General features: G+C 65.3%; 25 protein-coding genes. 8 read left to right on the forward strand and 17 right to left on the reverse strand.

Annotated features, from left to right (window positions below; all coding sequences use genetic code 11):
- Positions 1 to 49 precede the first annotated feature (49 nt).
- The 4 genes from ABVK50_RS21060 to ABVK50_RS21075 form a co-directional block, all read right to left on the reverse strand.
- Entirely contained in the window at positions 50 to 610 is a 561-nt protein-coding gene (locus ABVK50_RS21060) for a sarcosine oxidase subunit gamma (protein WP_353644730.1), read from the reverse strand.
- Positions 603 to 3,596, reverse strand: coding sequence for a sarcosine oxidase subunit alpha (locus ABVK50_RS21065; protein WP_353644729.1), 2,994 nt, complete (start codon positions 3,594 to 3,596; stop codon positions 603 to 605). The genes ABVK50_RS21060 and ABVK50_RS21065 overlap by 8 nt, the downstream gene beginning before the upstream one ends.
- 184 nt (positions 3,597 to 3,780) lie before the next feature.
- The gene (locus tag ABVK50_RS21070; RefSeq protein WP_353644728.1) at positions 3,781 to 4,170 is read right to left on the reverse strand and encodes a sarcosine oxidase subunit delta; all 390 of its coding nucleotides are present in this window, start codon (positions 4,168 to 4,170) and stop codon (positions 3,781 to 3,783) included.
- Between the two features lie 12 nt (positions 4,171 to 4,182).
- Positions 4,183 to 5,436, reverse strand: a complete 1,254-nt coding sequence (locus ABVK50_RS21075) for a sarcosine oxidase subunit beta (RefSeq protein WP_353644727.1) — start codon at positions 5,434 to 5,436, stop codon at positions 4,183 to 4,185.
- A gap of 247 nt (positions 5,437 to 5,683) precedes the next feature.
- Between ABVK50_RS21075 and ABVK50_RS21080 the strand changes: the two genes are divergently transcribed.
- The 6 genes from ABVK50_RS21080 (at position 5,684) to ABVK50_RS21105 (ending at position 9,855) form a co-directional block, all read left to right on the forward strand.
- Positions 5,684 to 6,256, forward strand: a complete 573-nt coding sequence (locus ABVK50_RS21080; RefSeq protein ID WP_353644726.1) for a PadR family transcriptional regulator — start codon at positions 5,684 to 5,686, stop codon at positions 6,254 to 6,256.
- A gap of 182 nt (positions 6,257 to 6,438) precedes the next feature.
- Entirely contained in the window at positions 6,439 to 7,209 is a 771-nt protein-coding gene (locus ABVK50_RS21085) for an SDR family oxidoreductase (protein ID WP_353644725.1), read from the forward strand.
- Positions 7,210 to 7,668: 459 nt separating this feature from the next.
- Positions 7,669 to 7,932 carry a 30S ribosomal protein S21 gene (gene rpsU, locus ABVK50_RS21090; protein ID WP_040585386.1) on the forward strand — a complete coding sequence of 88 codons (264 nt, stop codon included), beginning with the start codon at positions 7,669 to 7,671 and terminating at the stop codon, positions 7,930 to 7,932.
- A 100-nt stretch (positions 7,933 to 8,032) separates the two neighbouring features.
- Positions 8,033 to 8,878, forward strand: a complete 846-nt coding sequence (locus ABVK50_RS21095) for a tetratricopeptide repeat protein (protein WP_353644724.1) — start codon at positions 8,033 to 8,035, stop codon at positions 8,876 to 8,878.
- A gap of 79 nt (positions 8,879 to 8,957) precedes the next feature.
- Entirely contained in the window at positions 8,958 to 9,446 is a 489-nt protein-coding gene (locus tag ABVK50_RS21100; RefSeq protein WP_353644723.1) for a DUF992 domain-containing protein, read from the forward strand.
- A gap of 10 nt (positions 9,447 to 9,456) precedes the next feature.
- Complete coding sequence (locus tag ABVK50_RS21105) at positions 9,457 to 9,855, forward strand: VOC family protein (protein ID WP_353644722.1); 399 nt, start codon at positions 9,457 to 9,459, stop codon at positions 9,853 to 9,855.
- 201 nt (positions 9,856 to 10,056) lie between these two features.
- Here the strand turns inward: ABVK50_RS21105 and ABVK50_RS21110 are convergent, their stop codons facing one another.
- Positions 10,057 to 10,710, reverse strand: coding sequence for a glutathione S-transferase family protein (locus ABVK50_RS21110; RefSeq protein ID WP_353644721.1), 654 nt, complete (start codon positions 10,708 to 10,710; stop codon positions 10,057 to 10,059).
- A 339-nt stretch (positions 10,711 to 11,049) separates the two neighbouring features.
- Between ABVK50_RS21110 and ABVK50_RS21115 the strand changes: the two genes are divergently transcribed.
- Positions 11,050 to 12,480, forward strand: a complete 1,431-nt coding sequence (locus tag ABVK50_RS21115; RefSeq protein ID WP_353644720.1) for an MFS transporter — start codon at positions 11,050 to 11,052, stop codon at positions 12,478 to 12,480.
- A gap of 14 nt (positions 12,481 to 12,494) precedes the next feature.
- Here the strand turns inward: ABVK50_RS21115 and ABVK50_RS21120 are convergent, their stop codons facing one another.
- From ABVK50_RS21120 to ABVK50_RS21160, 9 genes are all read right to left on the reverse strand, one after another.
- Positions 12,495 to 13,307, reverse strand: a complete 813-nt coding sequence (locus ABVK50_RS21120; protein ID WP_353644719.1) for an IclR family transcriptional regulator — start codon at positions 13,305 to 13,307, stop codon at positions 12,495 to 12,497.
- Between the two features lie 72 nt (positions 13,308 to 13,379).
- Positions 13,380 to 14,579 carry an aminotransferase class V-fold PLP-dependent enzyme gene (locus tag ABVK50_RS21125; protein WP_353644718.1) on the reverse strand — a complete coding sequence of 400 codons (1,200 nt, stop codon included), beginning with the start codon at positions 14,577 to 14,579 and terminating at the stop codon, positions 13,380 to 13,382.
- 49 nt (positions 14,580 to 14,628) lie between these two features.
- Positions 14,629 to 15,120: a RidA family protein gene (locus ABVK50_RS21130; RefSeq protein WP_353644717.1), complete on the reverse strand. Its 492-nt coding sequence runs from the start codon at positions 15,118 to 15,120 to the stop codon at positions 14,629 to 14,631.
- Between the two features lie 11 nt (positions 15,121 to 15,131).
- Positions 15,132 to 16,145 (reverse strand): ABC transporter ATP-binding protein, encoded by a 1,014-nt coding sequence (locus ABVK50_RS21135; RefSeq protein ID WP_353644716.1) that lies wholly within the window; start codon positions 16,143 to 16,145, stop codon positions 15,132 to 15,134.
- On the reverse strand, positions 16,142 to 17,158 hold the full coding sequence (locus tag ABVK50_RS21140) for an ABC transporter ATP-binding protein (protein ID WP_353644715.1): 1,017 nt from the start codon (positions 17,156 to 17,158) through the stop codon (positions 16,142 to 16,144). Before ABVK50_RS21140 ends, ABVK50_RS21135 begins: the two co-directional genes overlap by 4 nt.
- A complete protein-coding gene (locus tag ABVK50_RS21145; protein WP_353644714.1) occupies positions 17,155 to 18,381 on the reverse strand; it encodes an amidohydrolase/deacetylase family metallohydrolase in 1,227 nt (408 codons plus the stop codon). Before ABVK50_RS21145 ends, ABVK50_RS21140 begins: the two co-directional genes overlap by 4 nt.
- A gap of 3 nt (positions 18,382 to 18,384) precedes the next feature.
- Positions 18,385 to 19,248: an ABC transporter permease gene (locus ABVK50_RS21150; RefSeq protein WP_353644713.1), complete on the reverse strand. Its 864-nt coding sequence runs from the start codon at positions 19,246 to 19,248 to the stop codon at positions 18,385 to 18,387.
- Entirely contained in the window at positions 19,248 to 20,189 is a 942-nt protein-coding gene (locus ABVK50_RS21155; protein ID WP_353644712.1) for an ABC transporter permease, read from the reverse strand. The genes ABVK50_RS21150 and ABVK50_RS21155 overlap by 1 nt, the downstream gene beginning before the upstream one ends.
- A gap of 107 nt (positions 20,190 to 20,296) precedes the next feature.
- Positions 20,297 to 21,838 carry an ABC transporter substrate-binding protein gene (locus ABVK50_RS21160; RefSeq protein WP_353644711.1) on the reverse strand — a complete coding sequence of 514 codons (1,542 nt, stop codon included), beginning with the start codon at positions 21,836 to 21,838 and terminating at the stop codon, positions 20,297 to 20,299.
- 158 nt (positions 21,839 to 21,996) lie between these two features.
- Here ABVK50_RS21160 and ABVK50_RS21165 point away from each other — a divergent pair, with 158 nt between their 5' ends.
- A complete protein-coding gene (locus tag ABVK50_RS21165; RefSeq protein WP_353644710.1) occupies positions 21,997 to 22,800 on the forward strand; it encodes a potassium channel family protein in 804 nt (267 codons plus the stop codon).
- Between the two features lie 32 nt (positions 22,801 to 22,832).
- Here the strand turns inward: ABVK50_RS21165 and ABVK50_RS21170 are convergent, their stop codons facing one another.
- Genes ABVK50_RS21170 through ABVK50_RS21180 form a run of 3 tightly spaced genes read right to left on the reverse strand, consistent with a single transcriptional unit; the run spans position 22,833 to position 25,955 of the window.
- Positions 22,833 to 24,230, reverse strand: a complete 1,398-nt coding sequence (locus tag ABVK50_RS21170) for an NAD(P)(+) transhydrogenase (Re/Si-specific) subunit beta (RefSeq protein WP_353644709.1) — start codon at positions 24,228 to 24,230, stop codon at positions 22,833 to 22,835.
- 1 nt (position 24,231) lies between these two features.
- Positions 24,232 to 24,651 carry a proton-translocating transhydrogenase family protein gene (locus ABVK50_RS21175; RefSeq protein WP_353644708.1) on the reverse strand — a complete coding sequence of 140 codons (420 nt, stop codon included), beginning with the start codon at positions 24,649 to 24,651 and terminating at the stop codon, positions 24,232 to 24,234.
- Entirely contained in the window at positions 24,651 to 25,955 is a 1,305-nt protein-coding gene (locus tag ABVK50_RS21180) for a Re/Si-specific NAD(P)(+) transhydrogenase subunit alpha (protein ID WP_353644707.1), read from the reverse strand. The genes ABVK50_RS21175 and ABVK50_RS21180 overlap by 1 nt, the downstream gene beginning before the upstream one ends.
- Positions 25,956 to 25,968: the final 13 nt, after the last annotated feature.

Consider the following 25,968-nt stretch of genomic DNA (forward strand, 5'->3'; position numbering starts at 1 on the left):
CGCGACGCGATAGCGGCAAGCGCCCTTCCGACGCAGCAACGCGCCTGATCTACGCCGCCGCGTCCCTCGCCGCCTCGACCAGGAAGGCAAAGACATAGTCGGAAAAAGAGCGCCAGCACTCGACGCGGAACGCGTTCTCGGCGGTGCGGAAAAGCACGATTTCGACCTTGCCCAGAATGGTGCGCGAGCATGCGCCGACCGGGAAAGCCGCAAGCGACAGGTCCTGCGGGCAACCGGCATTGATGGTGGCCGCGGCGGCAGGCCCGGCGACCGAGATGGCGACATTGCGGTGCGAGATGCCGACGGCCGAATGCAGCGCCTTGACGCCGGCACAATCAGCCAGCGGGTCCTTCGCGCCATCGTCGATGACGAGCCATTCATCCGGGCCAAGCCAGAGCGCCGATCTCTTGCCCTTGGACGCCGAGGTTTTCGGCGCTGCGGGCAGTGTCAGGCCAAGCGCCTTCGACAGGGCGGAAAGCGAAGCCGCGGGCGCGCGCAGCGAGATGCGGTGAGCGGGTGCGAGCACCGCCAGCCTGACATCCTTCGCGCCGAATTCGCGGCCGGCGAGCGCCGGCGCGCGGGCGGCGATCTTCGAAACTGCGTCAGCCATTGAGACGGCTCCCCTTCTCGTCGAAGAACACTGGCGAGCAGACTTCGACCTCGATCACGCGATCCGGCATCGGCACGTGGAGCGTCTTGCCCATCATGGCGCGTCCGTCGGCGACAAGCGCCATGGCGATGGAGCGGCCGCAATTTTCCGACCAGTAGCTCGAGGTGACGTGGCCGATCATCTTCATCGGCACAGGCTGTTTCGGATCCGCAACGATCTGTGCACCCTCATCCAGCACGATTTTCGGGTCCTTCGTCTTCAGGCCGACAAGCTGCTTCCTTCCCGCCGCCACCAGATCAGGGCGCGTCAGGCCGCGAATGCCGACGAAATCCGTCTTCTTCTTGCCGATCGCCCAATCCAGTCCGGCATCGTTCGGCGTCACCGTTCCGTCGGTGTCCTGGCCGACGATGATGTAGCCCTTTTCGGCGCGCAGCACGTGCATGGTTTCGGTGCCATAGGCGCAGGCGCCGTGCTTCTGGCCCTCGGCCCACAGCGCTTCCCAGACAGCCAGGCCGTGATCAGCCGGCACGTTGACCTCGAACCCGCGATCGCCGGTAAACGACATGCGGAACAGCCGCGTCGGCACGCCGCAGATCCTGCCTTCGCGTACCGACATATGCGGCATGGCTTCGTCGGACATATCGATGCCCTCGACCAGCGGTTCGATGATCTTACGGGAGTTCGGCCCCTGCACGGCGATCACCGCCCACTGTTCGGAGATCGAGGTCAGCCAGACGTTGAGATGCGGAAACTCGGTCTGGAGGTAGTCTTCCATGTGGTTCATGACGCGTGCGGCGCCGCCAGTCGTCGTCGTGACGTGGAAGCGGTCCGGCGCGAGCCGGCCCACGACGCCATCATCATAGATGAAGCCGTCCTCGCGCAGCATGATGCCATAGCGGCAGCGGCCGGCATCGAGCTTCTCCCAAGGGTTGGTGTAGAGCAGTTCCATGAACTTGGCGGCGTCCGGCCCGACGACCTCGATCTTGCCGAGCGTCGACGCGTCGAACAGGCCGGCGGACTTGCGGACAGTGACGCATTCACGGTTGACTGCGGCGTGCATATCCTCGCCGGCCTTCGGGAAGTACCAGGCGCGCTTCCACTGGCCGACATCCTCGAACACCGCGCCGTGGGCTTCCGCCCAGGCGTGCGTGGCCGTCTTGCGGGTCGGGTCGAACAGAGCGCCGCGGCCGTGATTGACGATGGCGCCGAAGGTGACCGGCGTGTAGGGCGCGCGGAAGGTGGTGAGTCCGACTTCCGGTATCTCCTTGCCCAGCGTCTCGGCGGCGATGGCCAGCCCGTGCATGTTGGAGGTCTTGCCCTGGTCGGTCGCCATGCCGGTGGTGGTGAAGCGCTTGACGTGCTCGATCGAGCGCATGCCTTCCTTGACCGCGAGGCGGATGTCCTTGGCGGTGACGTCGTTCTGGAAATCGACGAAGGCCTTTACGGTCGAATCCGCGCCCGCGCCGGGAGCCGCGCCGAGCATGTTGCCGGCAAAGCTTTCGGTGCTCGCAGCCTTCGGCCTTGCCGATCTTGTGGTTTTGCCTCCACCATCCTTCGCGGCTTGCTCGCCGGCCGCATACGCCTCATCGACCGCCGCCGCGAGATCGTCGGTGCCGTTGCAGGCGCCGACCGAGACGCAGTCCTGGGCATAAGCGCCCGGCAGGAAGCGCTTCGTCGCGTCGTCGAAGGCGACTTTGCCGCGAGATTGCGAGAAGAGATGCACGGAAGGCGTCCAGCCGGAGGACATCAGGATCGCGTCGACCGGAATGGTGCGCTCGCCGCCGCCGGCCTTCGGCCGGACGGTCATCGAGGAGACGCGCAGCTTGCCGCCGGCCCTGACGACGGCGCGGCCGTGATTGACCTCGATGCCGAGCGCCCTCGCCTCTTCGACCGCCGGGCCGGACGGATTGTCGCGCAAATCGACGATCGCGGCGACATTGACGCCGGCCTTCTTCAGGTCGATGGCCGCCGCATAGGCGGTGTCGTTGGCGGTGAAGACGCCGATGTTGCGGCCGACCGCCACGCCGTAGTGATTGAGGTAGGTGCGCGCCGCCGAGGCCAGCATGACGCCCGGCCGGTCATTGTCGGCGAACACCATGTGACGCTCGATCGAGCCGGTGGCCAGGATCACGCGCTTCGCGCGGACCTGCCAGAGGCGTTCGCGCGGCAAACCGTCCCCGGGCCTTGCGAGATGGTCGGAGACGCGCTCGACCAGCCCGACGAAATTCTGCGCGTAGTAGCCGAAGGCGGTGGTGCGCGGCAGCACGCGGACATTGTCCATCGCGGCGAGTTTCGCCACGATCGTCTGCGCCCAGGCCCAGCCGTTCGCGCCGTCGACCGAAGCGCCTGCCTCGAAGCGCAGGCTGCCGCCGAACTCCGCCTGCTCGTCGCAGAGGATGACGCGGACGCCGGTTTCAGCGGCGGCGAGCGCCGCAGCAATGCCAGCCGCGCCGCCGCCCAGCACCAGCACATCGCAATGGGCAAACCGCGAGGCATAATGATCGGGGTCGGGCTTGTCGGGCGCGACGCCGAGCCCGGCCGCGGCGCGGATGCGCGGCTCGTAAAACGCCTTCCACGCGGCCTTCGGCCACATGAAGGTCTTGTAGTAGAAGCCGGCCGAGAACATGCCGCCGGCCCGGTCGGACGCAGCGCCGACGTCGAATGCGAGCGAGGGCCAGCGGTTCTGCGAGTTCGCCGTCAGCCCGTCATAGAGCTCCTGCACGGTGGCGCGCACGTTGGGCGTCTTGCGGGCGGCGTCGCGCACGATCTGCACCAGCGCGTTCGGCTCCTCCGCGCCGGCCGAAAGGATGCCGCGCGGACGGTGGTATTTGAAAGAGCGGCCGACGAGATGGACACCATTGGCGAGCAGCGCGGAGGCCAGCGTATCGCCCTCGACACCCGACAGCGCGCGGCCGTCGAAGGAAAAGCGCGCAGTCTTCGCCTGCGCCAGCCGGCCGGCGCCGGAGATGCGGAATGAAGCGGTCATGACATGTTCCCGGCGGTCGGCGATTGGGTCTCCCTCCCCTCGACGGGGACGGTGGCCGCGAAGCGGCCGGGTGGGGTGGACTTACTCGATCCGATCACTCCCTCCGCCCCGCTTTGCGCAGCACCTCCCCCATCGAGGGGGAGGAGGGAGTTTCCTTCAGGCACGCAGGCAAAAAATAGGCCCATCACGCATCCCCCTTCTTCGCGCTCGTCTTCCGCTTCGCCACCGGCTTCTTGATATTGAGCTGGTCGGGCGGGCGGTTGGCGTAAGCGGCCGGGCCGCTCTCCGCGATCGCGGCAAGGTCGGGCTTCGGCTCGCCGGCCTTATAGGTCATGACGAACTTGTCGGTGACCGTGTCGCGGACAGCGTTGAAGAAGCGCGCGCAGCCATGCATATGCCGCCAGCGCTCGAAGATGATCCCTTTCGGGTTCGAGCGGATGAAGAAGAACTTTTCGAAGTCGTCGTCGCTCTCGGCGGCGATGTTCGACGGCCGCGCGATATGCGCCTCGCCGGCGTTGCGGAATTCGAGCTCGGGACGCTCTTCCTCGCAGTAGGGGCAGCGGATCAACAGCATGATTTCTCTCGCTCAGTGCGCGACGGCGGCGGCGGCCGCTTCGTCTATCAGGCGGCCGGTGCGGAAGCGCTCGATGGTGAAGGGCGCATTGATCGGGTGCGGCTCGTCGCGAGCGATGGTGTGGGCAAAGACGTTGCCCGAGCCCGGCGTTGCCTTGAAGCCGCCCGTGCCCCAGCCGCAATTGACGTAGAGCCCCTTGACCGGCGTCTTGGCGAGAATCGGCGAGCGGTCCGGCGTAACGTCGACGATGCCGCCCCAGGAGCGCAGCATCTTCATGCGCGTGAACATCGGGAACATCTCGCAGATGGCGTCGAGCGTGTGGTTGAGGATGTGGAGCCCACCGGTCTGCGAATAGGAGATGTACTGGTCGGTGCCCGCCCCGATGACCAGTTCCCCCTTGTCGGACTGGGAGATGTAGGCGTGGACGGTGTTGGACATGACCACGCAGGGGAATACCGGCTTGACCGGCTCCGACACCAGCGCCTGCAACGGATAACTTTCGAGCGGCATCCTGACGTCGGCCATGTTCATGATCACGGAGGAATGGCCGGCCGCGACCACGCCGATCTTCTTGGCGCCGATGAAACCCTTGCTGGTTTCGACGCCGGTTACCTGGCCGCCGGGCGCGCGGCGGATGCCGGTGACCTCGCAGTTCTGGATGATGTGGACGCCGCGCGCCGAAGCCGCCCGCGCATAGCCCCACGCGACGGCGTCATGCCGGGCCGTGCCGCCGCGGCGCTGCAGCGACGCTCCGACGACAGGGTAGCGCGCGTCCCTGGAAGTGTTGAGCGGCGGGCAATAGTCCTTGGCCTGCTCCGGCGTCAGCCATTCATTGTCGATGCCGTTCAGCCGGTTGGCGTGGACATGGCGCTTCAGCACCTGGATGTCGTGGACGTTGTGCGCCAGCATCATGACGCCGCGCGCGGAGTACATGACGTTGTAGTTCAGATCCTGCGAAAGCCCGTCCCACAGCTTCAGGGCGTGGTCGTAGATGCCGGCCGATTCGTCGTAGAGATAGTTGGAGCGGATGATGGTGGTGTTGCGGCCGGTATTGCCGCCGCCGAGCCAGCCCTTTTCCAGCACCGCGACATTGGTGATGCCGTGCTCCTTGGCGAGATAATAGGCGGTCGCCAGGCCATGGCCGCCCGCGCCGACGATGATCACGTCGTATTCAGCCTTTGGCTCGGGAGAGGACCACTGCTCCTCCCAGCCCTTGTTGCCGCGCATCGCCTCGCGGGCGATCGCAAATACCGAATATTTCCGCATGGGCGCTGGCCTCGTGGAAGCTGTCGTCTCTGATCAGAGGGCGAGGCATACCACTAGCGAAAAGCCGATGTCACCTTTGCGCTGTTTGCGACGGCGATTGCCGTTTTGCGCCGAACAGAAAGGTCTCAGGCAGCGCCAGCGAGCGGCCGGCGGAACGTGGCCGAGGAACAAATTTTTTGTCCGGGCCTTGTTAATGTGAAACTTCGATATATCTAAGTTGCATCTTAACATATCGAAAGGTACTCTAATGCATCCCTTCAGACATTGCGGCCACAGCCGCCACAACTGGAAATCCAGAGGGCCGCACGGCCATTTCGCCGAACGCGCCGAGCACCGCCATGGCGGCGGACGCGGCGGCAGGCGGCGCATCTTCGACCAGGGCGATCTCCGCCTTGTCGTGCTGCAACTGATTTCGGAAAAGCCCCGCCACGGCTACGACATCATCCGCGCCGTCGAGGAAAAGGTGGGCGGCGCCTACAGCCCGAGCCCCGGCGTCGTCTATCCGACGCTGACCCTGCTCGAAGACATCGGTCATGTCCGCGTGACGACCGACGAGAGCGCCAGAAAACTCCACGAGATCACCCCGGAAGGAACCGAGTTTCTCGAGCGGAACCGCGAGGCGGTCGACGCGCTTTTCGAGCGGATGGCTGGCATCCATGAGGCGCAGGGCCGAAGCGCGATGCCGCAGATCGTCCGCGCGACCGAGAATTTCAACCTGGCGCTCAGGATGCGGCTCAGCCGGCAGCCATTGACCAACGAGCAGGCCAACGCCATCGCCGCGATCATCGACCAGGCGGCGACGGCGGTCGAGCAGAGCTGACCTTTCACCGACATCGCCTGCGGGCCTGCTTAGCCGGTCCGCCACGAAGTCTTGCAGCCGCTCCTGCCCAGCGAAATTGCACTTCCGCCTTCCGCATGTATCGGGTGGTTCGTCCCTGTCCGATTTGCGACCACGGTCGCCGATGCCGGCAACCGCCGGTGGGAAATCGGAAGGACTGAGAAATGTTTTCACTCGTGAACAAGGTCGCGATCGTCACCGGCGCCAGTTCCGGTATCGGGCGCGCCACGGCAATTCTGTTCGCCGAACAGGGAGCGAGCGTCGTCGTCGCCGCACGGCGGCAGGCGGAACTGGATGCGCTGGCGCGCGAAATCTCCGACGCAGGCGGCGAGGCTGTCGCTCTTGCCGGCGACGTCAGGGACGAGGCCTATGCAAGGGCGTTGGTCGAACTGGCCGTGCAGAAATTCGGCGGTCTCGACATCGCCTTCAACAATGCCGGCATGGTCGGCAATGCGGGCTCCGTACCGGACATGGCGCTGGAAAGCTGGCGCGAAACGCTCGACACCAATCTGACCAGCGCGTTTCTCGGCGCGAAATACCAGGTTCCGGCTATGATCGAGCGCGGCGGTGGCTCGCTGATCTTCACTTCGACCTTCGTCGGCCACACTGTCGGCTTTCCCGGCATGGCGGCTTACGCGGCGAGCAAGGCCGGCTTGATCGGCCTTACCCAGGTGCTCGCCGCCGAATACGGAGCGAAGGGCGTTCGCGTCAACGCGCTGCTGCCGGGCGGCACCGACACGCCGGCGAGCATAACCAACGCTCCGGACGCGGGACCCGAGGTGCTGGCCTTCGTTGAAGGGCTGCATGCGCTAAAGCGGATGGCGAAGCCGGAAGAGATTGCCCGTTCGGCGCTCTATCTTGCCTCGGAGGCCTCCGCCTTCACGACCGGCGCCGCACTGCTGGCCGACGGCGGCGTGTCGATCAACCGCACATAAGCAACCGCAGGCGGCCGGGTTATCCAAGCTAGCGCACGGCAAATTTCCTCGCCGCAAGCGCTGCGGGCGCGAGATCGGGAACGCGAGGCTGGCGGCCGGATAGGGCCAGCCGCCAGCCGGCTGGTGCCCTTTTGGATTGGATCTGGATCCCCCAAAAGCCCATGCGGGAGAAATCCTATCATATTACTTTCTGCCGAACACCGTTTACTTTTTACTGAGCACCGTTTTCCAGACGTTCTTCACGGCACGGAATGAATGCCGCCGACAATTGCTGCCGTTGCCATGGATTGCTGCAACGCCTACATTGATCCGGCCGGGTCGGACGCAATTGACGGCTCCCCCTCGACATTCCCCGCTGATTCTGCTAACAGCCAGCGCAATTCGCGGTGGTGACCGCCGCGGAGGCTTGTGGCTATTGGCCCTTGCCTTTTGATTTCAAACCGAAAGACAGGATTGCCCGTGCAGGTACTCGTCCGCGACAACAATGTTGATCAGGCGCTTCGCGCGCTCAAGAAAAAGATGCAGCGCGAAGGCATCTTCCGCGAAATGAAGATGCGCGGACACTATGAGAAGCCTTCCGAGAAGCGCGCCCGTGAAAAGGCCGAGGCCGTTCGCCGCGCCCGCAAGCTGGCCCGCAAGCGCGCCCAGCGCGAAGGCCTTCTGCCGATGACGCCGCGCCCGGCTGCCGCCGCTGGCGCCGGAGCTCCGCGCACGCCGCGCTGATCTCGCCAATATTTCGTCCTTTTCAAAGGATACCGGAGGTGGGGCGATGGTGAGTCGCCACCACCTTTTTGTTTACCGGCAGCCTGAGGAAACACCATCGATGAATGCATCGCCCGGCAACGGCAGAATCTCGGGACGCGGCCTCGCAGTCGTTGCGGCCATTCTCTCAGGTTTCGCGCTGGCCGGCTGCACGACCACCCCGACCGGCGAACTCGCCACCATCGAAGTGGCGCAGGGCTCGGACGAGAACATCTCGTCGCTGTCGGCCGTCATCGCCCGCAATCCCAGCGACCCGGAAGCCTACAATGTGCGCGGATCGGCCTATGGCCGCGGCGGCAAGTACCGCGAGGCGCTGCGGGACTTCGACAAGGCGCTGGAACTGCGCCCGAATTTCTACCAGGCCTACGCCAACCGCGCGCTGATTCACCGCTTTCTTGGCGACCAGGCGAGCGCGCTCGCCGACTATAACCGCTCGATCCAGCTCAACCCCAGCTACGACGCGGCCTATATCGGTCGCGGCAATCTCTACCGCAAGGCGGGTCGCGTACAGGAAGCCTTCAACGACTTCCAGCGGGCCATCCAACTCGACACCACGGACCCGCGCGCCTACCACAATCGCGGCCTGATCTACCAGTCGCAGGGCCAGCACGCCTTCGCGATCGAGGACTTCTCGACCGCCATTTCGCTCGCGCCCGACGCCGCCGAGCCCTATAATGGCCGTGGCCTTTCCTACATTGCCACCAATGACGAGGAAAACGCCTTCACCGACTTCAACATGGCCATCAAGCTCGACGACAGGATCGCCGAGAGCTGGGCCAACCAGGCGCTGATCTACGAGCGCCGCGGCGACAAGCAGAGGGCGGCGAAATCCTATGCCCGCGCGGCCCAGTTGGACCCCAACTACAAGCCCGCCGTCGAAGGTCTGGCCCGCACCCGCGCCAGTTGAGTCGAGGCGGGCCACGCCCGCCGGAACCATGTCCGTCTCCGCCAGTTATGGGCCGTACGGGATACGAAGGAGACGTCGGGTGAGACAATCATACATTGCCGCCGCGGCAGCAGCCGCGCTTTCGGCTTTCGCCTTCTCCGCTCACGCGCAGCAGGCTGGCGTGGAACTCGGGCTGCTGGACTGCCAGGTGGAAGGTGGGACCGGCTTCATCATCGGCTCGACCAAGAACGTGAAATGCACCTTTACGCCGGCTGACAAGTCGTTTGCGCCCGAACCCTATTTCGGCGTGATCAGGAAGATCGGCCTCGATGTCGGCACGACGGGGACCACCTACATCCAGTGGCTGGTGCTGGCGCCCAGCGCCAATGTCTACGCGCCGGGCGCACTAGCCGGCGATTATGCCGGAGTAAGTGCGGAGGCTTCGGCCGCCGTCGGCGTGGGCGCGAACCTGCTCGTCGGCGGCTCGAACCAGACGTTCACACTGCAGCCGCTTAGCCTGCAGGCGCAGACCGGCGTGAATGTCGCACTCGGGGTCACCGACTTCCAGCTGCGCAGCATCGCCAACTGACGGGTCTGCAATGTTCGATCATGCCGGCTTCCGGGTCCGCGATCTCGAAGCGGCGCGGCGTTTTTATGACGCCGTTGCGGAAGCGCTCGGGCTTGCGACGGCCGACAACACCGATACCTCGTTCCTGCTCGGCCGCAGCGCCGCCGAGCCGATGCCGTTTCTGTGGATCGGAACCGACCAGCCCGCCTTCTGGTCGGAGAACCACATGGTTTCGGCCAGTCCTATCCACATCGCGTTCCAGGCCAAAGATCGCGCCGCGGTCGACGCGTTCTACCGGGCAGGGTTGGCCAATGGCGGAACCGACAATGGCGCGCCCGGCCCACGCGGGCCGGCGGAGATGAAATATTACGGGGCCTATGTGCTCGACCCTGACGGCAACAACATCGAGGCGGGTTTTCGCGGAGATTGAGCGGAGTTTTGCTGCTATCCTAACGCGCTCCCATACGCGGACATTCAGCCTCCTGCACCAATCGCCGTCAATCAATCGGAAGGTTCGAAGAGTGGTGTTCCCAGACCTTGGCGAGGCCACCCGCGCTGGTCTGCCACCTACCCGCCGATGGACTAGTTAAATTTTAACGCGAGGACCGTTCGAGCCCGGAGCGGACCTTTGTCAGCCGGTCGATGCGGCGGTGAAAACCGCCAACTGAGCCTCGAAAGCACGCTTGTAGGCGGGCCGCGCTTCGCCGCGGGCGACATAGGCGGACAGGTTCGGATATTCCTCCAGTAGACCTGATCCTTCCAGTCTGCGCAGCACCATCACCATCAGTAGATCACCGGCGCTGAACGCGCCGTCGAGCCAGTCGGCATCGCCAAGCCGACTGGAAAGCTGGTCCAGCCGGGCACGGATGCGATCGTCGAGGAAAGACAGGCGTTCTTCGCTGTACCAGGTCTCGTCGCGCTCCACGTAGGGGGCCTGTTCGCGCTCAACGATCGGCGGCTCCACCGTGTTGAGAGCGGCAAACATCCAGGTGATCGCGCGCGCCCGGGCATTCGCATCGTCCGGCAGCAGGCCGGCATGGCGCTCCGCGATATGGAACACGATCGCCCCCGTCTCGAACAGGGCGAGATCGCCTTCTTCATAGGTCGGAATCTGCCCGAAAGGATGAAGCGCGAGATGCGCGGGTTCTTTCATCGCTTTGAACGAAAGAAGACGGACCTCGTAAGGCTGGCCCACTTCTTCGAGCGCCCAGCGAACGCGCATGTCGCGCGCCAGACCCCTGCCGCGATCGGGCGACCGTTCAAAGGCAGTGATGGTGGGGGTCATTGGAACGCTCCTGGTGATTGCATGACGCTGTCGAGGGTGATGTGCCTGATTACGACGATCTTCTCATGGTGAGGTATCCGGTTCTTGCGCTTTGCATCCAGAGGACGAACGACCGGTGCGCCTTCCGACAACCGACATCGTGTTTTTGGCCACAGGATTTCGCGGTTCCGAACCTTCTACGCGCGGCCGTTTCCGCGAACGACCTGAAACCTTCCGTCAACGAAGGTCTCAAAGTGGCGCATCTCAGCCGTTTGCACAGCCGGATTCTCCTCCTGGCCCCAACGCTTCCGCTTGCTGGACGCGATGAGCCGCCCTATCCATGACCGCCACGAGGCGGCCATGAGTTACACCGGGGCGGAAAGAGTGGACTGGCGGGCGCTGTGGGCGAGCGGCGATCTCGCGCGATTTTGCTTCATCAGCCTCGGCATCCTGCTTCACGCCACCAACGAGACCATGGTCGCGACCGTCATGCCTGCCATGGTCGGCGACCTTTCGGGAGTGGAATTCGTCGGCTGGTCGCTCGCAGTCTACGAGATCGGCGCGATCACTGCCGGTGCTGCGGCGGGCCGGCTGGTCAGCTACGTGCCGCTGCGCACCAATATGGTGGTGGCCGCCCTGCTCTACGCGGCAGGCGCGCTGGTCTGCGCCATGGCGCCTTCCATGCCGGTTTTCCTGGCGGGCCGCGTGGTCGAAGGGCTGGGTGGCGGCGCGCTGGTGTCGCTGGCCTTCGTGTCCGTCGAGCGGCTCTTTCCTCGCAACATCTGGCCACAGCTTTTCGGCGTCATGTCGGCGATCTGGGGTGTCGCGGCCTTCTCCGGTCCGCTGATCGGAGCGCTGATTTCGCAGGCCTTCTCCTGGCGATGGGCATTCGGTCTGTTCGTCTTCGGCGGACTGGCCATGGCGATCGCCTGCTACGCCGTGCTGCGCAGCCCGGAGGCGACCACGCGAAAGGCTGCCGGCGTCGCACTGCCGCCCTTCCCTTTCGCCGCGCTCGCTTGCCTTGCGGCAAGCGTGCTCCTGATCGCGCTTGCTGGGGTCGACATCGAGATGCTGCGCTCGTCGCTGTTCCTGGCAGCCGGCCTTGGCGGGCTCGCGCTGTTCTTCGTGCTCGACGCACGCAAGCCGCCGTCGCGCCTGTTCCCCACGAGGCCGTTCGATCCGCGCTCGCCCGTCGGCACCGGCATGATCATGGTGTTCGCCTTCTCGATTGCGACCTGCTCCTTCGCGCTTTACGGTCCGCTCATCCTGACCACCCTGCACGACGTTCCGGTGCTGACAACGGGCTACATCATCGCCGCCGAATCGATCTCGTGGTCGATCCTGTCGATACTGGTCGCCAACGCGCCGCCGCGCAACGAGCGAGCGATCATCAGCGGCGGCGCGCTGATGATCGCGGCCGGCATTGCAGGCTTCGCCTACGCCGTACCGCTGGGGTCGATCCCGCTGATCCTGTTCTGCGCAGTGCTGCAGGGCGGCGGCTTCGGCATCGCCTGGCCGTTCGTGACGCGGGTGATCGTGGCGACAGCCGACCCGGCCGAAAGCACGGTGGCGTCGTCCGGCGTGCCGACCATGCAGCGCATCGGCTATGCGGTCGGGGCCGCAGTGGCCGGCATAATCGCCAACGTCGGCGGCTTTTCGGAGGGGCTCAGCGCTGAAACATCCGCCGGCGTCGCGGCCTGGATCTTCCTTGCGTTCCTGCCGCTGGGCGTCGTCGGCTGCCTGGCGGCGATGAAGCTGACCCGCGATTCGCGGGTCCTGCGGGAAGCTTAATCCAGCGGACCGGTCTAGGTCCTGCCCGGCCGCCAGCCGAGGCGCGACTCGATGCGGCGCGCGCTGGCTTTCACCAGCGCGATCAGGTCGGGATCCTTCTGCCTGACCTTCACGTCGGGAACCACGATCGAGATGGTTGCACGGCATGCGCCTTGGCTGTCGCGGATGGGCGCGGCGATGCAGGCGACGGAAAAGTCGGATTCGCCGGCCTGGATCGACAGTCCCTGCTCCAGCGCCGCGTGCGAGCTTGCCGCCAGCACGCCAGTGTCGGTCTCGGCGCGGCCGGTCGGAGAGGCGGTGGCCGAGCGTGCGAAGATCTCGCGCCGCTCCGCCTCGGGCAGATGGCCGACCAAAAGCCGCCCCGACGCCGTCCAGTTGAGCGGGCTGCGCGTGCCGACGCGCGAGGTGACCTGGAAATGATCCGAACCTTCGGCCATGGCCAGCACCACCATGTGGTCGCCGTCGCGGCCGCAGATCTGAATCGTCTCGCCGGAGGCGGCGGCGAGTTCGTGCATCTCCTCGGTGGCTATGGTGAGAAGGTCGAGGCTGCGCGCATAGGTGAGGCCGTAGTGATAGAGGCGCGGGCCGAGCCAGATCAGGCCGTTTTCCTGGCGCCCCAGCAGGTCCTTTTCGACCAGATCGTCGACGATGACATAAATGGTCGAAAGCGGCGCGCCGATGTGGCGGGCGATCTCGTAGGCGGTGGCCGGCCGCTCGACCTTCTGCAGGAAGTCGAGGATCTGCAGCGCCCGATCGATGCCGCTGGTGCGCGAACGGCGCACCTCGGCGGCGGGCGGGCGGGCGGGCTTTACATCGAGGTTCGTCATTATCCGCCGGATGCTCGCAGGATTGAACGTTCAGGGTACATTAGGATGTTTCCGCCCGCGCGGGAACGGCGATCAGTCCGGCCATTTCAGGATCGCCGCCTCCTGCCGCAACAGGCGCTCCGCAAACGGCGTGACGATCGTCTCGTTGGACATGCGGGACTTTTCCAGTTCCTCTGTCAGCCTCGCCGCGACCTTGTGCTCCTCGCCCGGATGCAGATTGCACGGGTCGAGGTAGAAATAGCCGTGCTCGACCTCGTGGTCGCGCACGATCACCGGCGGATCTCCGGCGGCGAGGCGGTCGGCGAGATCCCAGGCGCTGATCCGCGCCTCCGCCGGATCAATGCGGATTTTCAGCCGGTCAAGCGGATTGTTGGTAGGATCGGGCACGATCTCGGCGCTGACGCCGGGCTTGCCGGCAAGCGCCTCCAGCCAGCAGTCGAGTGCGCGGCGCTCGCGCGCGCGGATGCCTTCATGGTCGCGCGACTTCCACGCCGTCAGCGCAGCGAGCGCGCCGACTATGCCTTCCTTACCGACCTTCATGCCGCGGCCGATGCCGCGGTTCTGGAGATAGACGTTGCGCACGAGCGCCTTCGAGCCGGCGACGATGCCGGAGGTCGGGCCGCGTAGGAATTTATGGCCGGAATAGAGGACGAGGTCGGCGCCATCTGCGAGGAAGCCGGCGAGGTCGTATTCGGAGGCAGCATCGACGATGACCGGGACGCCGCGTTCGTGTGCGACGTCCGCGAATATTTTCAGCGGGATCTGGGCGTAGTCGACGACATGGTGCGAGACGACATAGACGGCGGCGGCGGTGCGCTCGTTGATCGCGCCGCGCAGATGATAGGCCGAGGCGCTGGTCGCCTGCCCGACCGGCACGACCTTGGCGCCGGTCAGCCTTATGCCCTGCTCGACCGGCGCGCCGTAGCTGATCATGTGGCCGGACTGGATGACGACTTCGTTCTTCAGGCCGGTCGTGTCCGGCAGCCGCTCGATGGCAGCAAGATCGGGCCCCGTCATGCTGGCTGCGACGGCCAGGCTGATCGCCGCCGAGCAGGAAGCGGTGACGAAGCCTGCCTCCGCGCCGGTGAGTTCGGCGATGACCTGGCTGGCGCGGCGATGAAGATCGCCCATGTCGACGAATTTGGTGAGGATCGCCGAAACTGCCTCGACGGCCTCGGGAACGACGATGGAAGCGCCAAGGGAGGTCATGGTGCCGGAAACATTGATGACCGGGCGGAGGCCGAGGTCGGCGCGGATGTCTTTGGTCGGCATTCTGTAAAGGCTCCGGGAGTTCATGAATTGATGGTCGTGGTCATCGGCGTCAATCCACCGCCACGATTGCTTCGATCTCGACGGTGATGCGGCCGGGCAGCGAGCCGTGGCCGACGGCGGAGCGGGCATGGACGCCCCTGTCGCCAAACACTTCGATGAGGAGGTCGGAGCAGCCATTGATGACCGACGGGTGGTTGGAGAAATCCGGCGTGGCGTTGACCATGCCGAACAGTTTTACGATGCGGCGCACGCGGGAAAGGTCGCCCAGCGCCTCGTGCATGACCGCGATGAGGTTGATGCCGGTGAGCCGGGCATGGGCATAGGCGGCTTCCGTCGAAATCTCCGCTCCGACCTTGCCGGTATGCAGGGAGCCGTCGGCCTCGCTCGGCCCCTGCCCCGAGAGATAGAGAAGGTTGCCCTCAAGCACGTGGGTGACGAAATTGGCGATGGGCGGCGGCGCTCCGGGAAGCGTAATCCCGAGCGCCTTGAGCCGGTCGTACGGCGTTGTTTCCGGACGCTTCAGAAGCTCGGAAATGGTCATGAAAACTCCAGTCAGGATGCTGTTTCGTTGTGGCGGATGCAGGCAACGAACTGGCCTCCGCCGACCGCCTCGATCGGCGGGATGGTTTCGGCGCAGGCCGGAATCGCCAGCGGGCAGCGCGTGCGGAAGACGCAGCCCGAAGGCGGGTTGATCGGCCTCGGAATGTCGCCATGCAGCGCGACATGCGTGCGCCGCCGGGTCGGATCGGGTATGGGCGCGGTGGCCAGCAGCGCTTTCGTGTAGGGGTGGCGCGGCGCGGCGTAGACGCGGCGGCTCGGCCCCCGCTCCATGACGCGGCCGAGATACATCACCACCACCTCGTCGCAGAGATATTCGACCACCGAGAGATCGTGGGCGATGAACAGCATGGTGAGGCCGAGGCTCTTCTGCAATTCGCTCAACAAATTGAGCACCTGCGCCTGGACCGAGACGTCGAGCGCCGAAACCGGCTCGTCGGCGACCACGAATTCCGGCTCGACTGCGAGCGCGCGTGCAATGCCGATGCGCTGGCGCTGGCCGCCCGAGAATTCATGCGGGAAGCGGGAAGCATGGTCCGGCGAGAGGCCGACCAGCGTCAACAATTCGGCGATGCGCTCGGCCCTTTTCTTTCCGCGCGAAAAACCGCGCGCGTCGAGCGCTTCGCCGATGATCGCCGCAATGCGCATGCGCGGATTGAGGCTGGAGAACGGATCCTGGAAGACGATCTGCAGCCGCCGGCGATAGGCGCGCATCTCGCGCGGCGTGAGCGAGAACAGGTCGACGCCGTCGAAGACCGCCTTGCCGCCGCTCGGCTCGACCAGCCGTAGGATGGAGCGGCCGGCGGTGGTCTTGCCGGAGCCGGATTCGCCAACCAGCCCGACGGTTGCGCCCTTTCGCACCTCGAAGCTGACGTCCTCGACGGCATGCACGATACGGCCGCCGCGTCCGGGAAAATGCTTTGTCAGGCCTTCGACGCTGAGCAGGACAGGCTGTTCGGCTGGCGATTGCCAGCTCTGGTCGGGGAGGCGCTTGGCGGCGGCGCTCATAGCTCGGCGCTCCTGATGCACCGCGAAAAGCCTACGCCGGCGGCAACAAGCGGTGGCGGCGCTTCGCGGCAGGCCTTCAGCGCGAATTTGCAGCGCGGCTCGAAGGCGCAGCCGGGCGGCAAAGCCGTGATCGGCGGCACGCTGCCGGGGATCGAATAGAGCGCCTGCCGCTCGCCGTCCGGGCTTATGTCGCGCGCGGCGTTGGGCGTGCAGGCGAGCAGGCCGCGCGTGTAGGGATGGCGCTGGTGCGCGAACAGATCGTTGACCGGAGCCTGCTCGACGACGCGGCCGCCATACATGACCACGACATTGTGCGCGATCTCGGCGACGACGCCGAGATTGTGGGTGATGAACAGGATCGACATGCCGAACTGCGCCTGCAGCCGACGGAGGAGATCGAGGATCTGCGCCTGGATGGTGACGTCGAGCGCCGTCGTCGGCTCGTCGGCAATCAGCAGCGAAGGGCCGCAGGCGAGCGCCATGGCGATCATGACACGCTGGCGCATTCCGCCCGACATCTGGTGCGGGTAGTCGTCGAGGCGCGATGCGGCGTCGGGGATTTCGACCAGCCTCAGCATCTCGAGCGCGCGGCTGCGCGCCTCGCTCCGGCCGATCGGCTCGTGCAGCGCGATCATCTCCCCGATCTGGTCGCCGACAGTGTAGAGCGGGTTCAGGCTGGTCATCGGCTCCTGGAAGATCATGGCGATCTCGCGGCCGCGGATCTTGCGAAAATCCTTCGGGCCGAAGGCGGCGAGGTCGTGGACCCGCTCCTTGCGGTCGCGGAAGAGGATGCTTCCGCCGGCGATCGCGCCCGGCCGCGACAGAAGACCCATGATCGACAGGCTTGTCACCGACTTGCCCGAGCCGGATTCGCCGACCACGGCCAACGTCTCGCCGCGCTTCAGGTCGAAAGTGACGCCGTCGACGGCCTTGGCCGTCATGCGGCGGGTCACGAACCAGGTCTTCAGGTCCCGGACCGAAAGAATGGTGTCGGCGTCCAGCGTCGCGGTCATGACTTCCACCCGCAATGCGGACAGGCGTGCCCGTCGTTCGAGCCTTCCGCCGGCACATGCCTATGCGCCGTCACAGCTTCCGCGCCGAGGACGGCGTAGCGCGGCTCGAAGAGCCGGTTGAGCCGGCTGGTCGCGCCCTGCGAATCCTTCACCGTCAGATCCGAATCGACCACGTCGAACAGGGTGAATTCGGCCGGTTTGCCCTTTTCCAGCAGATTGTCCGCCGGCAGGCGGATGGCGCGGCGCGGCGCTGTGGTCGAGGCCGCCACGACATCGTCGAGCTTCATCCCGAGCGACAGAAGTTTGGACATTGTGGTCGCCATGTCCCAGACCGAGCCGTCGAGCGAACGGTTGTGCAGGTCGGTCGAGATCGTCCGCGGTTTCAGCCCGCGCGACAAAGCCGCCTTCGCCACGTCGAAGGAGAAGGATGCGCCGCCATGGCCGACATCGAGCACGATGCCGCGCGCCGCCGCCTGTTCGGCGAGCTGATAAAGGTCCTCGTCCTCCAGGATCGAACCGCCGGCCTTGCCGTTGAAGCAGTGGGTGACGATGTCGCCCTCGGTGAGCACGCCGAGCACATCGTCGTAGAGAGGCGGCGGTTCGCCGACATGCACCATCAGCGGCAGCTTCAGAATTCGGCAGAGTTTTTTTGCAAGCTTGACCGGTGCGAGATCCCAGCCGCCGGTGATGACGGCGCTGGCCCTGACCTTCAGCCCGACAATCACTTCGCGATTGGCCTCGACCGCGGCGATGGTGCGGTCGATGTCGATCGAGCGCATGTCGATGAGTTCGCTGACGCGGTTGCAGGCGACGAGGCCGATCGAACCGAGATTGAGGAATGCGTAAATGTTTTCGCGGGCGGGCTCAATTATGAATTCGCGCAGGCCATGGAAATTGGCCTCGCCGGCCGAGCCGGCGTCTACCATGGTGGTGACGCCGCGCGTTGCGCCGCATTGCTCCGGCTTCAGCGATATGTCGGTGCCGCCATACCAGACATGGACATGAAGGTCGGTCCAGCCCGGCGACACGAATGCGCCTTTGGCTTCGACGATGCGGACGTCGCCGTCGGCTTCGATCCGCGCCGAGACTTCGGCGATGCGGCCGTCCCTGCCGATCATTATGTCCAGCGGCGTGTCGGACATTAACTTTTCGCCGAAGCCGATCGGCTTTGCGCCCTTGAGGAGCAGCGGCTGGGCGGCGGGCTTAAAACGGTTGCCGATCATGTGTCAGATGTCCTTCGCAAGTCGCGGGTCGAGAAGGTCGCGCAGGCCGTCGCCAACCAGTTGCAGCGACAGAACGGTGAGCACGATCGCCGCGCCCGGGAAAAACATCATCCAGCTCGCCTGGTCCATGTACTGGCGGCCGACGCTGATCATCGTGCCCCAGGTCGGCGTGTCGGGCGATATGCCGACGCCGAGGAACGACAGGCCGGCTTCCGCCAGGATGGCATTGGCGAAGATGAAGGTGCCCTGCACCAGAAGCGGCGAGGTGACGTTGCGCAGCACGTGGCGCACCAGGATGACCGGCGTCGGCACGCCGAGCGCCCGCGCCGCCTCGACATAGGGCAGTTCGCGGATGACCAGCGTGGAAGCGCGGATGACGCGCGCCAGCCTCGGCGCATAGACGATGCCGAGCGCGATCACGACATTGGTGGCCGAAGCGCCCAGCGCCGCCACCAGCGCGATGGCGAGCAGTATGTCGGGAAACGCCATCATCGCGTCGATGAGGCGCGAGACCGGCTGGTCGAGCCTGCGGAAGAAGCCGGCGGTCAGGCCGAGCACGATGCCGATGGTCGACGAGAACACCACGACCGCAAAGCCCACCGTGAGCGAGGTGCGGCCGGCATAAAGCATGCGGGTGAAGATGTCGCGGCCGAGATCGTCGGTGCCGAACAGATGCGCCATCTCCGGCGCGTGCAGGCGGTTGGCGATGGAGAGTTTCGACGGCGAATAGGGCGAGATCACCGGCGCAAGCAGCGCAGCAGCGGCAATGACCACCAGAATGACGATGCCGATGAGCGAGGTGCGCCGCCCGACCAGCCGCGACAGAATGTTCGGCTCGCTCTGCAGCGCTGGAGCAATCGCGGCCATCAGTAGCGCACCCGCGGATCGATCAGGAGGTAGAGCATGTCGATGCCGAAATTGACCAGCACATAGAGGCCGGCGATGACCAGCAGCGCGCCCTGGATGACGGGGTAGTCGCGCCGCAAGACCGCAGAAACAACGAGGTTGCCGACGCCGGGCAGGCCGAACACCGTCTCGGTGACGACTGCGCCCGAGATCAGCAGCGCTGCGGTCAGGCCGATCACGGTCAGGATCGGGATTAGCGCGTTCTTCAGCGCATGCTTCAGAACCACGCGCCATTCGCTCATGCCCTTGGAGCGCGCCGTGCGCACATAGTCGTCGTTGAGCACGTCCAACATTGAGGCGCGGGTAAAGCGGGTGATCAGCGCCGAACTGACCAGGCCGAGCGCGAAAGCCGGCAGCACGAGATAGTGCAGGCGCTCGAACAGCGTCGTGCCCGGACCGCCATAGCCTGAGGTGGCGAACCAGCCGAGATGCACGGCGAAGAACTGGATGAACAGCAGGCCGAGCCAGAAGCTCGGCACGCTGGCCGCGAACATTGCGAGCGCAGTCGCAGCCTGATCGAAGAACGAGCCGCGCCAGTAGGCCGACAATATGCCGACCGGCAGCGCGATGACGGTGGCGATCAGCAACGAGAAGATGGTGAGAAAGAAGGTCGGTTCGGCGCGGTCCATCAACGCCTCGGTGACCGGCTGGCCGAGGAAGATCGACTGGCCGAAATCGGCGCGCAGCACGCCCGCGACATAGTTCGCGAACTGCTCGACGATAGTCCCGTTCAGCCCGAGTTTCTCGCGCAACTGCTCTATGTCTTCGGCCGAAGCATCGGGGCCGAGCATGACGGCGGCTGGGTCGCCCGGCGTGACGCGCACGATGACGAATACGACGGTGACGACCAGCGCCATCACGACGAGCATGCCGAACAGGCGGTTGAGGGCTGCGCGCAACATGGCTGTTTGCTCTGGTTGATCGGGGCGGATGCGGAGCGCCGGATTTTTGATCCGCCGCTCCGCTCTCGTCCGCGCAGTGTGGGAGGATGCGCGGCGGTGTGGAAGGGCTATTTCTTCTCGAAATAGGCGTTCCAGAAATAGGGCCACGGAGCCGGAGCCACGCCTTCGAGGTCGGGCGACTGCGCGGCGAGCGCATTGAAGTTGCCGACTTTGTAGGCCGGAACCTCCTCATAGATCGCCTTCTGCACATCGGCCCAGAGTGCGACGCGCTTGGCCGGATCGGCTTCGGCGTTGAACGCGCCGAGCACCGCTTGCTTGGTGTCGGAGACCCACCAGCCCGGCGAAGTGTCGGACATGATGCCGGTGAGCGAGGGCTCGGGCAGGAACGGGCTGTGGGTGATGTAGATGTCCCACAAGGCCGGATCGGCGCGGTTCTTGGTCAGCGTCGCCCATTCGACCACGTCGAGCTGTACCTTGAAGCCGGCTTGCTCGAGATAGGCCTGGGCGACCTGCGCCATCTTGTAGTGAAACTCGTACTGGCGGCTGGTCAGGATGCGCAGCGGCTTGGAGCCGTCATAGCCTGCCTCCTTGAGCAAGGCGGCGGCGGCTTCCGTGTCGCCGGCTGGCTTGTAGGGCTCGGTGCCGGCCTCGGTATGCCAGGCGTAGCCTTCCGGATACATGGCGCCGTCGACGCTGAAGAAATCGGTCGAGCCGAAGGCGGCGAGCAGCATGTCCTCGGGCGCCAGCGCCGCCTGGATGGCCTTGCGGATGCGGATGTCGGAGTTCAGTCCTTCCTTTGTGTTCATGACGAAGACCGGCCAGCCGAACGGCTTCAGCAGCACCGCCTCGGTCTTGCCGCCGGAAACGCGCTCGAACGATTCGACCGGGAGTTGGTCGACATAGGCGAACTGGCCGGCGACCGCGCCTTCGACGCGGGTGTTGGGATCGGGGACAGGCACGAAGCGGATCTCGTCGAGATACTGCTTGCGCGCGCCGCCATAGCCGTCCGGCTCGCCTTCGCGCGAGACGTAGCCATCGAAGCGCACGAGCTGGATGAACTGGTCCGGCTTGCGCTCCTTGAGCATGTAGGGGCCGGTGCCGATGAAGGTCGCAAGCGGCTCCTCGGCCGCATTGGCGGCGGGAATGATGATGGCGGCGGCGTTGTTCAGCGAGAGCAGCGCCAGCAGCGGCGCGAACGGCTTGGAGAGCGTGATTTTCACCGTGCCGTCGTCGACGGCCTCCACGGCGGTGATGGTCTCGGCGGCCTGCTTGCCGCGGGTGGCGATCTTCATCCAGCGCTGCAGCGAGGCGACGACATCCGCGGACGTCATGGAATTGCCGTCGTGGAACTTGATGCCGGCTCGCAGCGGGATCGTGTAGGTCAGCCCGTCGGTCGAGATTTGCGGCATGTCGGCCGCCAGAAGCGGTGTAACGCCCCATTTGACGTCGAATGTGTAGAGCGTCTCGAACATGTGCTGGGTCACGATGCCGACGAGGTCAGCCGTCGAGGCCATCGGGTCCAGCGTCGGCGGTTCGCCGATAGTGGCGACGTCGATCACGCCGCCTTTGGCGGGTTCGGCTATTGCCAGGCTCGTGGCCGACCACAGTACGGCGGTGAGCGAGGCGAATACTTGCACGATGCGCTTCATTCGTTCCTCCCTTATTCCAGTTTTATGGAATGTATATCTTAGTTACGGATTAACTTTGCATCGAACTGTTCCCGCGTCAAGCGCACGCTGAATCGCAGGCATGAAGCCCGCGCTGTTCGCGCTGGACGCGGCCGCCGCCAAAGGGCTATCCAGCAGTGATGCAGTCTGGAAATGACGCGACCGAAAACAGCGGAACGGCCTTCGACCGGTTCCGCGATGCTTTGCGCATCCTTTATCATGGCAGTTCGCCGACGGCGCTCCGCTTCCAGATGGCCGTGATCCTGGTTGATCTTGCCATCATCGCCTTCTTCATCGCTTCGCCAGTGCTGAGGGACCAGCCGTCATTCCTGTGGGTGGATTATTCTGTGGCGGCGCTGCTGGCCGGCGACATCGTCATGCGCGGCCTTGCTTCGTCCGACGTGCTGCGCTGGCTGAAGCAGTCGACCGTGCTGGTCGACATCTTCATCCTCGTCACGCTGCTCATGCCTTATACGCTGGCCAATCTTGGCTTCCTGCGAATCCTGCGCCTGTGGTCGCTATCGCGCAGCGGTATGTTGTGGCGGCCGCTGCGCCGCGCGGGCTACTCGACATGGCGCGGCGCGGCCCACGCGGTGATCAACCTCCTGACCTTTCTGTTCGTGGTCACCGGCTTCGTCTACACCTTCTTCTTCCGCGAAGGCTCCGGGATCGAGGGCTATGTCGATGCGCTGTATTTCACCGTGGCGACTGTGACCACGACGGGCTTCGGCGACATCGTGCTACCCGGCCCATGGGGCAAGCTCACCTCGATCGCGACCATGATCATCGGCATATCGCTGTTCGTGCGTCTCGCCCAAGCGATCTTCCGGCCCGGCAAGGTGTTCTTCCCCTGCCCGGTCTGTGGGCTGCAGCGGCACGACGTCGACGCTGTGCACTGCAAAGCATGCGGAACGGCGCTAAAGATCCCCGACCCGGGAGATTGAGAGCGAAGCGGCTAAGGCGTCGGCGATGGCTATCAGTGGTCCATCGCCTTGACGATTTCCTCGGTCATCTTCTTGGCGTCGCCCAAGAGCATCATGGTGCCGTCCTTGTAGAACAGCGTGTTGTCGATGCCGGCGTAGCCGGAGCCGAGCGAGCGCTTGACGAACAGGCAGGTGCGCGCCTTGTCGACATCGAGGATCGGCATGCCGTAGATCGGCGAAGACTTGTCGTCGCGCGCCGACGGGTTGGTCACGTCGTTGGCGCCGATCACATAGGCGACGTCGGCCTGCGCGAACTCGCTGTTGATGTCTTCGAGTTCGAACACTTCGTCATAGGGCACGTTGGCCTCGGCGAGCAGCACGTTCATGTGTCCGGGCATGCGGCCGGCGACCGGGTGGATCGCGTATTTCACCTCGACGCCGGCGGCTTTCAGCTTGTCGGCCATCTCGCGCAGCGCATGCTGCGCCTGGGCGACCGCCATGCCGTAGCCCGGCACGATGATGACCTTCTGCGCGTTCATCATCAGATAGGCGGCGTCGTCGGCCGAACCCTGCTTGACCGTGCGCTCTATACCGTCATCCGCGGCCGCCGAGGTCTCGCCGCCGAAGCCGCCGAGGATGACCGAGATGAACGAGCGGTTCATGCCCTTGCACATGATGTAGGACAGGATCGCGCCCGACGAGCCGACCAGCGCGCCGGTGATGATCAGCGCCAGATTGCCGAGCGTGAAGCCGAGTGCGGCCGCCGCCCAGCCGGAATAGGAGTTGAGCATCGACACAACGACCGGCATATCGGCGCCGCCGATCGGCACGATCAGAAGCACCCCAAGCACCAGCGAGACGGCCACGATCAGCCAGAAGACGGCGAGGCTTTCAGTGGTGACGAGGAGCACGATCAGCACGATGAGCGCCGCGCCCAACGCCGCATTGATGGCGTGGCGGCCGGGCAGCATGATCGGCTTGCCCGACATGCGGCCGTCGAGCTTCAGGAAGGCGATGACCGAGCCGGTGAAGGTGACGGCGCCGATGGCGACGCCGAGGCTCATCTCGACCAGCGCCTGGCTGTGAATGTCGCCCACGGTGCCTATGTCGAAGCTCGTCGGCGCGTACATGGCTGCGGCGGCAACCATCACTGCCGCCAGGCCGACCAGCGAGTGGAAGGCCGCGACGAGTTGCGGCATCGAGGTCATCGGGATGCGCCGCGCGGTGACCGCGCCGACGCCGCCGCCGATCGTCAGACCCAGCACGATCAGCGCCAGGCCGCCGGCGCCCGGCGTCGCCAGCGCCAGCGTCGTGACGATGGCGATGCCCATGCCGATCATGCCGTAAATATTGCCCTGGCGGCTGGTCGTCGGATGCGACAGGCCACGCAGCGCAAGGATGAACAGGATTCCGGAGACGAGATAGAGGAAGGAAGCGAGGTTGGCGTTCACTTCACTTTTCCTTCTTCTTGTACATCGCAAGCATGCGCTGGGTGACGAGAAAGCCGCCGAAGATGTTGACCGAGGCCAGCGTGAGCGCGACAAAGCCGAAGCCGGTCGCCAGGCCCGAGGCCGAGATGCCGACGGCGAGCAGCGCACCGACCACGATGACGGACGAGATCGCGTTGGTGACGGCCATCAGCGGCGTGTGCAGCGCCGGCGTCACCGACCAGACGACGTAGTAGCCGACGAAGATGGCGAGCACGAAGATCGCGAAGCGGAAGACGAAGGGATCGACCACGCCGCCCGAAACCGCCAGGGCTGCGGCTCCGGCCGCATCGCCTGCCGCTTCGGTGCTTTCGAGTGCGGCGCGCGCCGTGGCGACGGCCTGCTCAAGCTGGTCCAGCGCCTGTTCGAGAGCGGTCTTTTCCATCACGCGTCTCCCCTGTTCTTGCCGGGCGTCACCGGCCTGGGCTTCGCCGCCGCCGGTTTCCTGGCTGCCGCCGGCTTCTTCGCGGCGGTTTTCTTCGGCGCGACGTCGAGGCCGGGCTCGGTGCCCTTGGCAGCCTTCTTGACCGCAGGATCGGCGGCGGGCTTGGCTTCCTTGCCCGCGAAGTTCGGATGCACCACGCGGCCGGCATCGGTCAGCATGGTCGCCTTGACCAGTTCGTCGTCACGGTTGATCGCGAGTAGCTTCGTCGATTTGTCGACCATGGTTTCGAGGAATGCGAACAGATTGCGCGCATAAAGCAGCGAAGCGGATGCCGCGACGCGGCCCGGCACATTCAGATGGCCGACGATCTTGACGCCGTTGGCGGTGGTTACCACCTGGCCGGGCACAGCGCCCTCGACATTTCCGCCGCGCTCGACCGCGAGATCGACGATGACCGAACCGGACTTCATCGATTGCACCATGGCGGCGGAGACCAGCTTCGGCGCCGGCCGGCCGGGGATCAGTGCGGTGGTGATGACGATGTCCTGCTTGGCGATGTGCTCGGCTATCAGCGCCGCCTGCTTGGCCTGGTATTCCTTCGACATTTCCTTGGCGTAGCCGCCCGCCGTCTCGGCAGCCTTGAACTCCTCGTCCTCGACCGCCAGGAATTTTGCGCCGAGCGAGGCGACCTGCTCCTTCACGGTGGGGCGCACATCGGTGGCGGTGACGATCGCGCCCATGCGGCGCGCCGTGGCGATCGCCTGCAGGCCGGCGACACCGACGCCCATGACGAACACCTTCGCCGCCGGCACGGTGCCGGCCGCCGTCATCATCATCGGCAGCGCGCGGTCATATTCCGCCGCGCCGTCGATGACCGCCTGGTAGCCGGCGAGATTGGCCTGCGAGGAAAGCACGTCCATGACCTGCGCCCGGGTGATGCGCGGCATGAATTCCATCGAGAATGCAGTGACGCCGGCTTTGCCGAGCGCGGCCACCGCCGCGTCGTTGCCGTAGGGATCCATGATGGCGATGACGGACGCGCCGCGCTTGTAGGATTTGAGCTCCGTCGCGTTGGGACGGCGAACCTTCAGAATCACATCCGCACGGGCCGCATCGGATGCGGAACCAATGGTGGCGCCCGCCTTGGCGAACTCCTCGTCGGTGATGCGCGACAGGGTGCCGGCGCCCGCCTCGACGACAATGTCCAGCCCAAGCCCGGAAATCCGCTTCACCGTATCCGGCGAAGCCGCGACACGCGGCTCGTTCGAATCCACTTCCTTCGGAACGAAGACAATCTGCCCCACCGCGTGTCCCTCT

It is taken from the genome of Mesorhizobium sp. WSM2240 (assembly GCF_040438645.1).
Lineage (GTDB): Bacteria > Pseudomonadota > Alphaproteobacteria > Rhizobiales > Rhizobiaceae > Allomesorhizobium.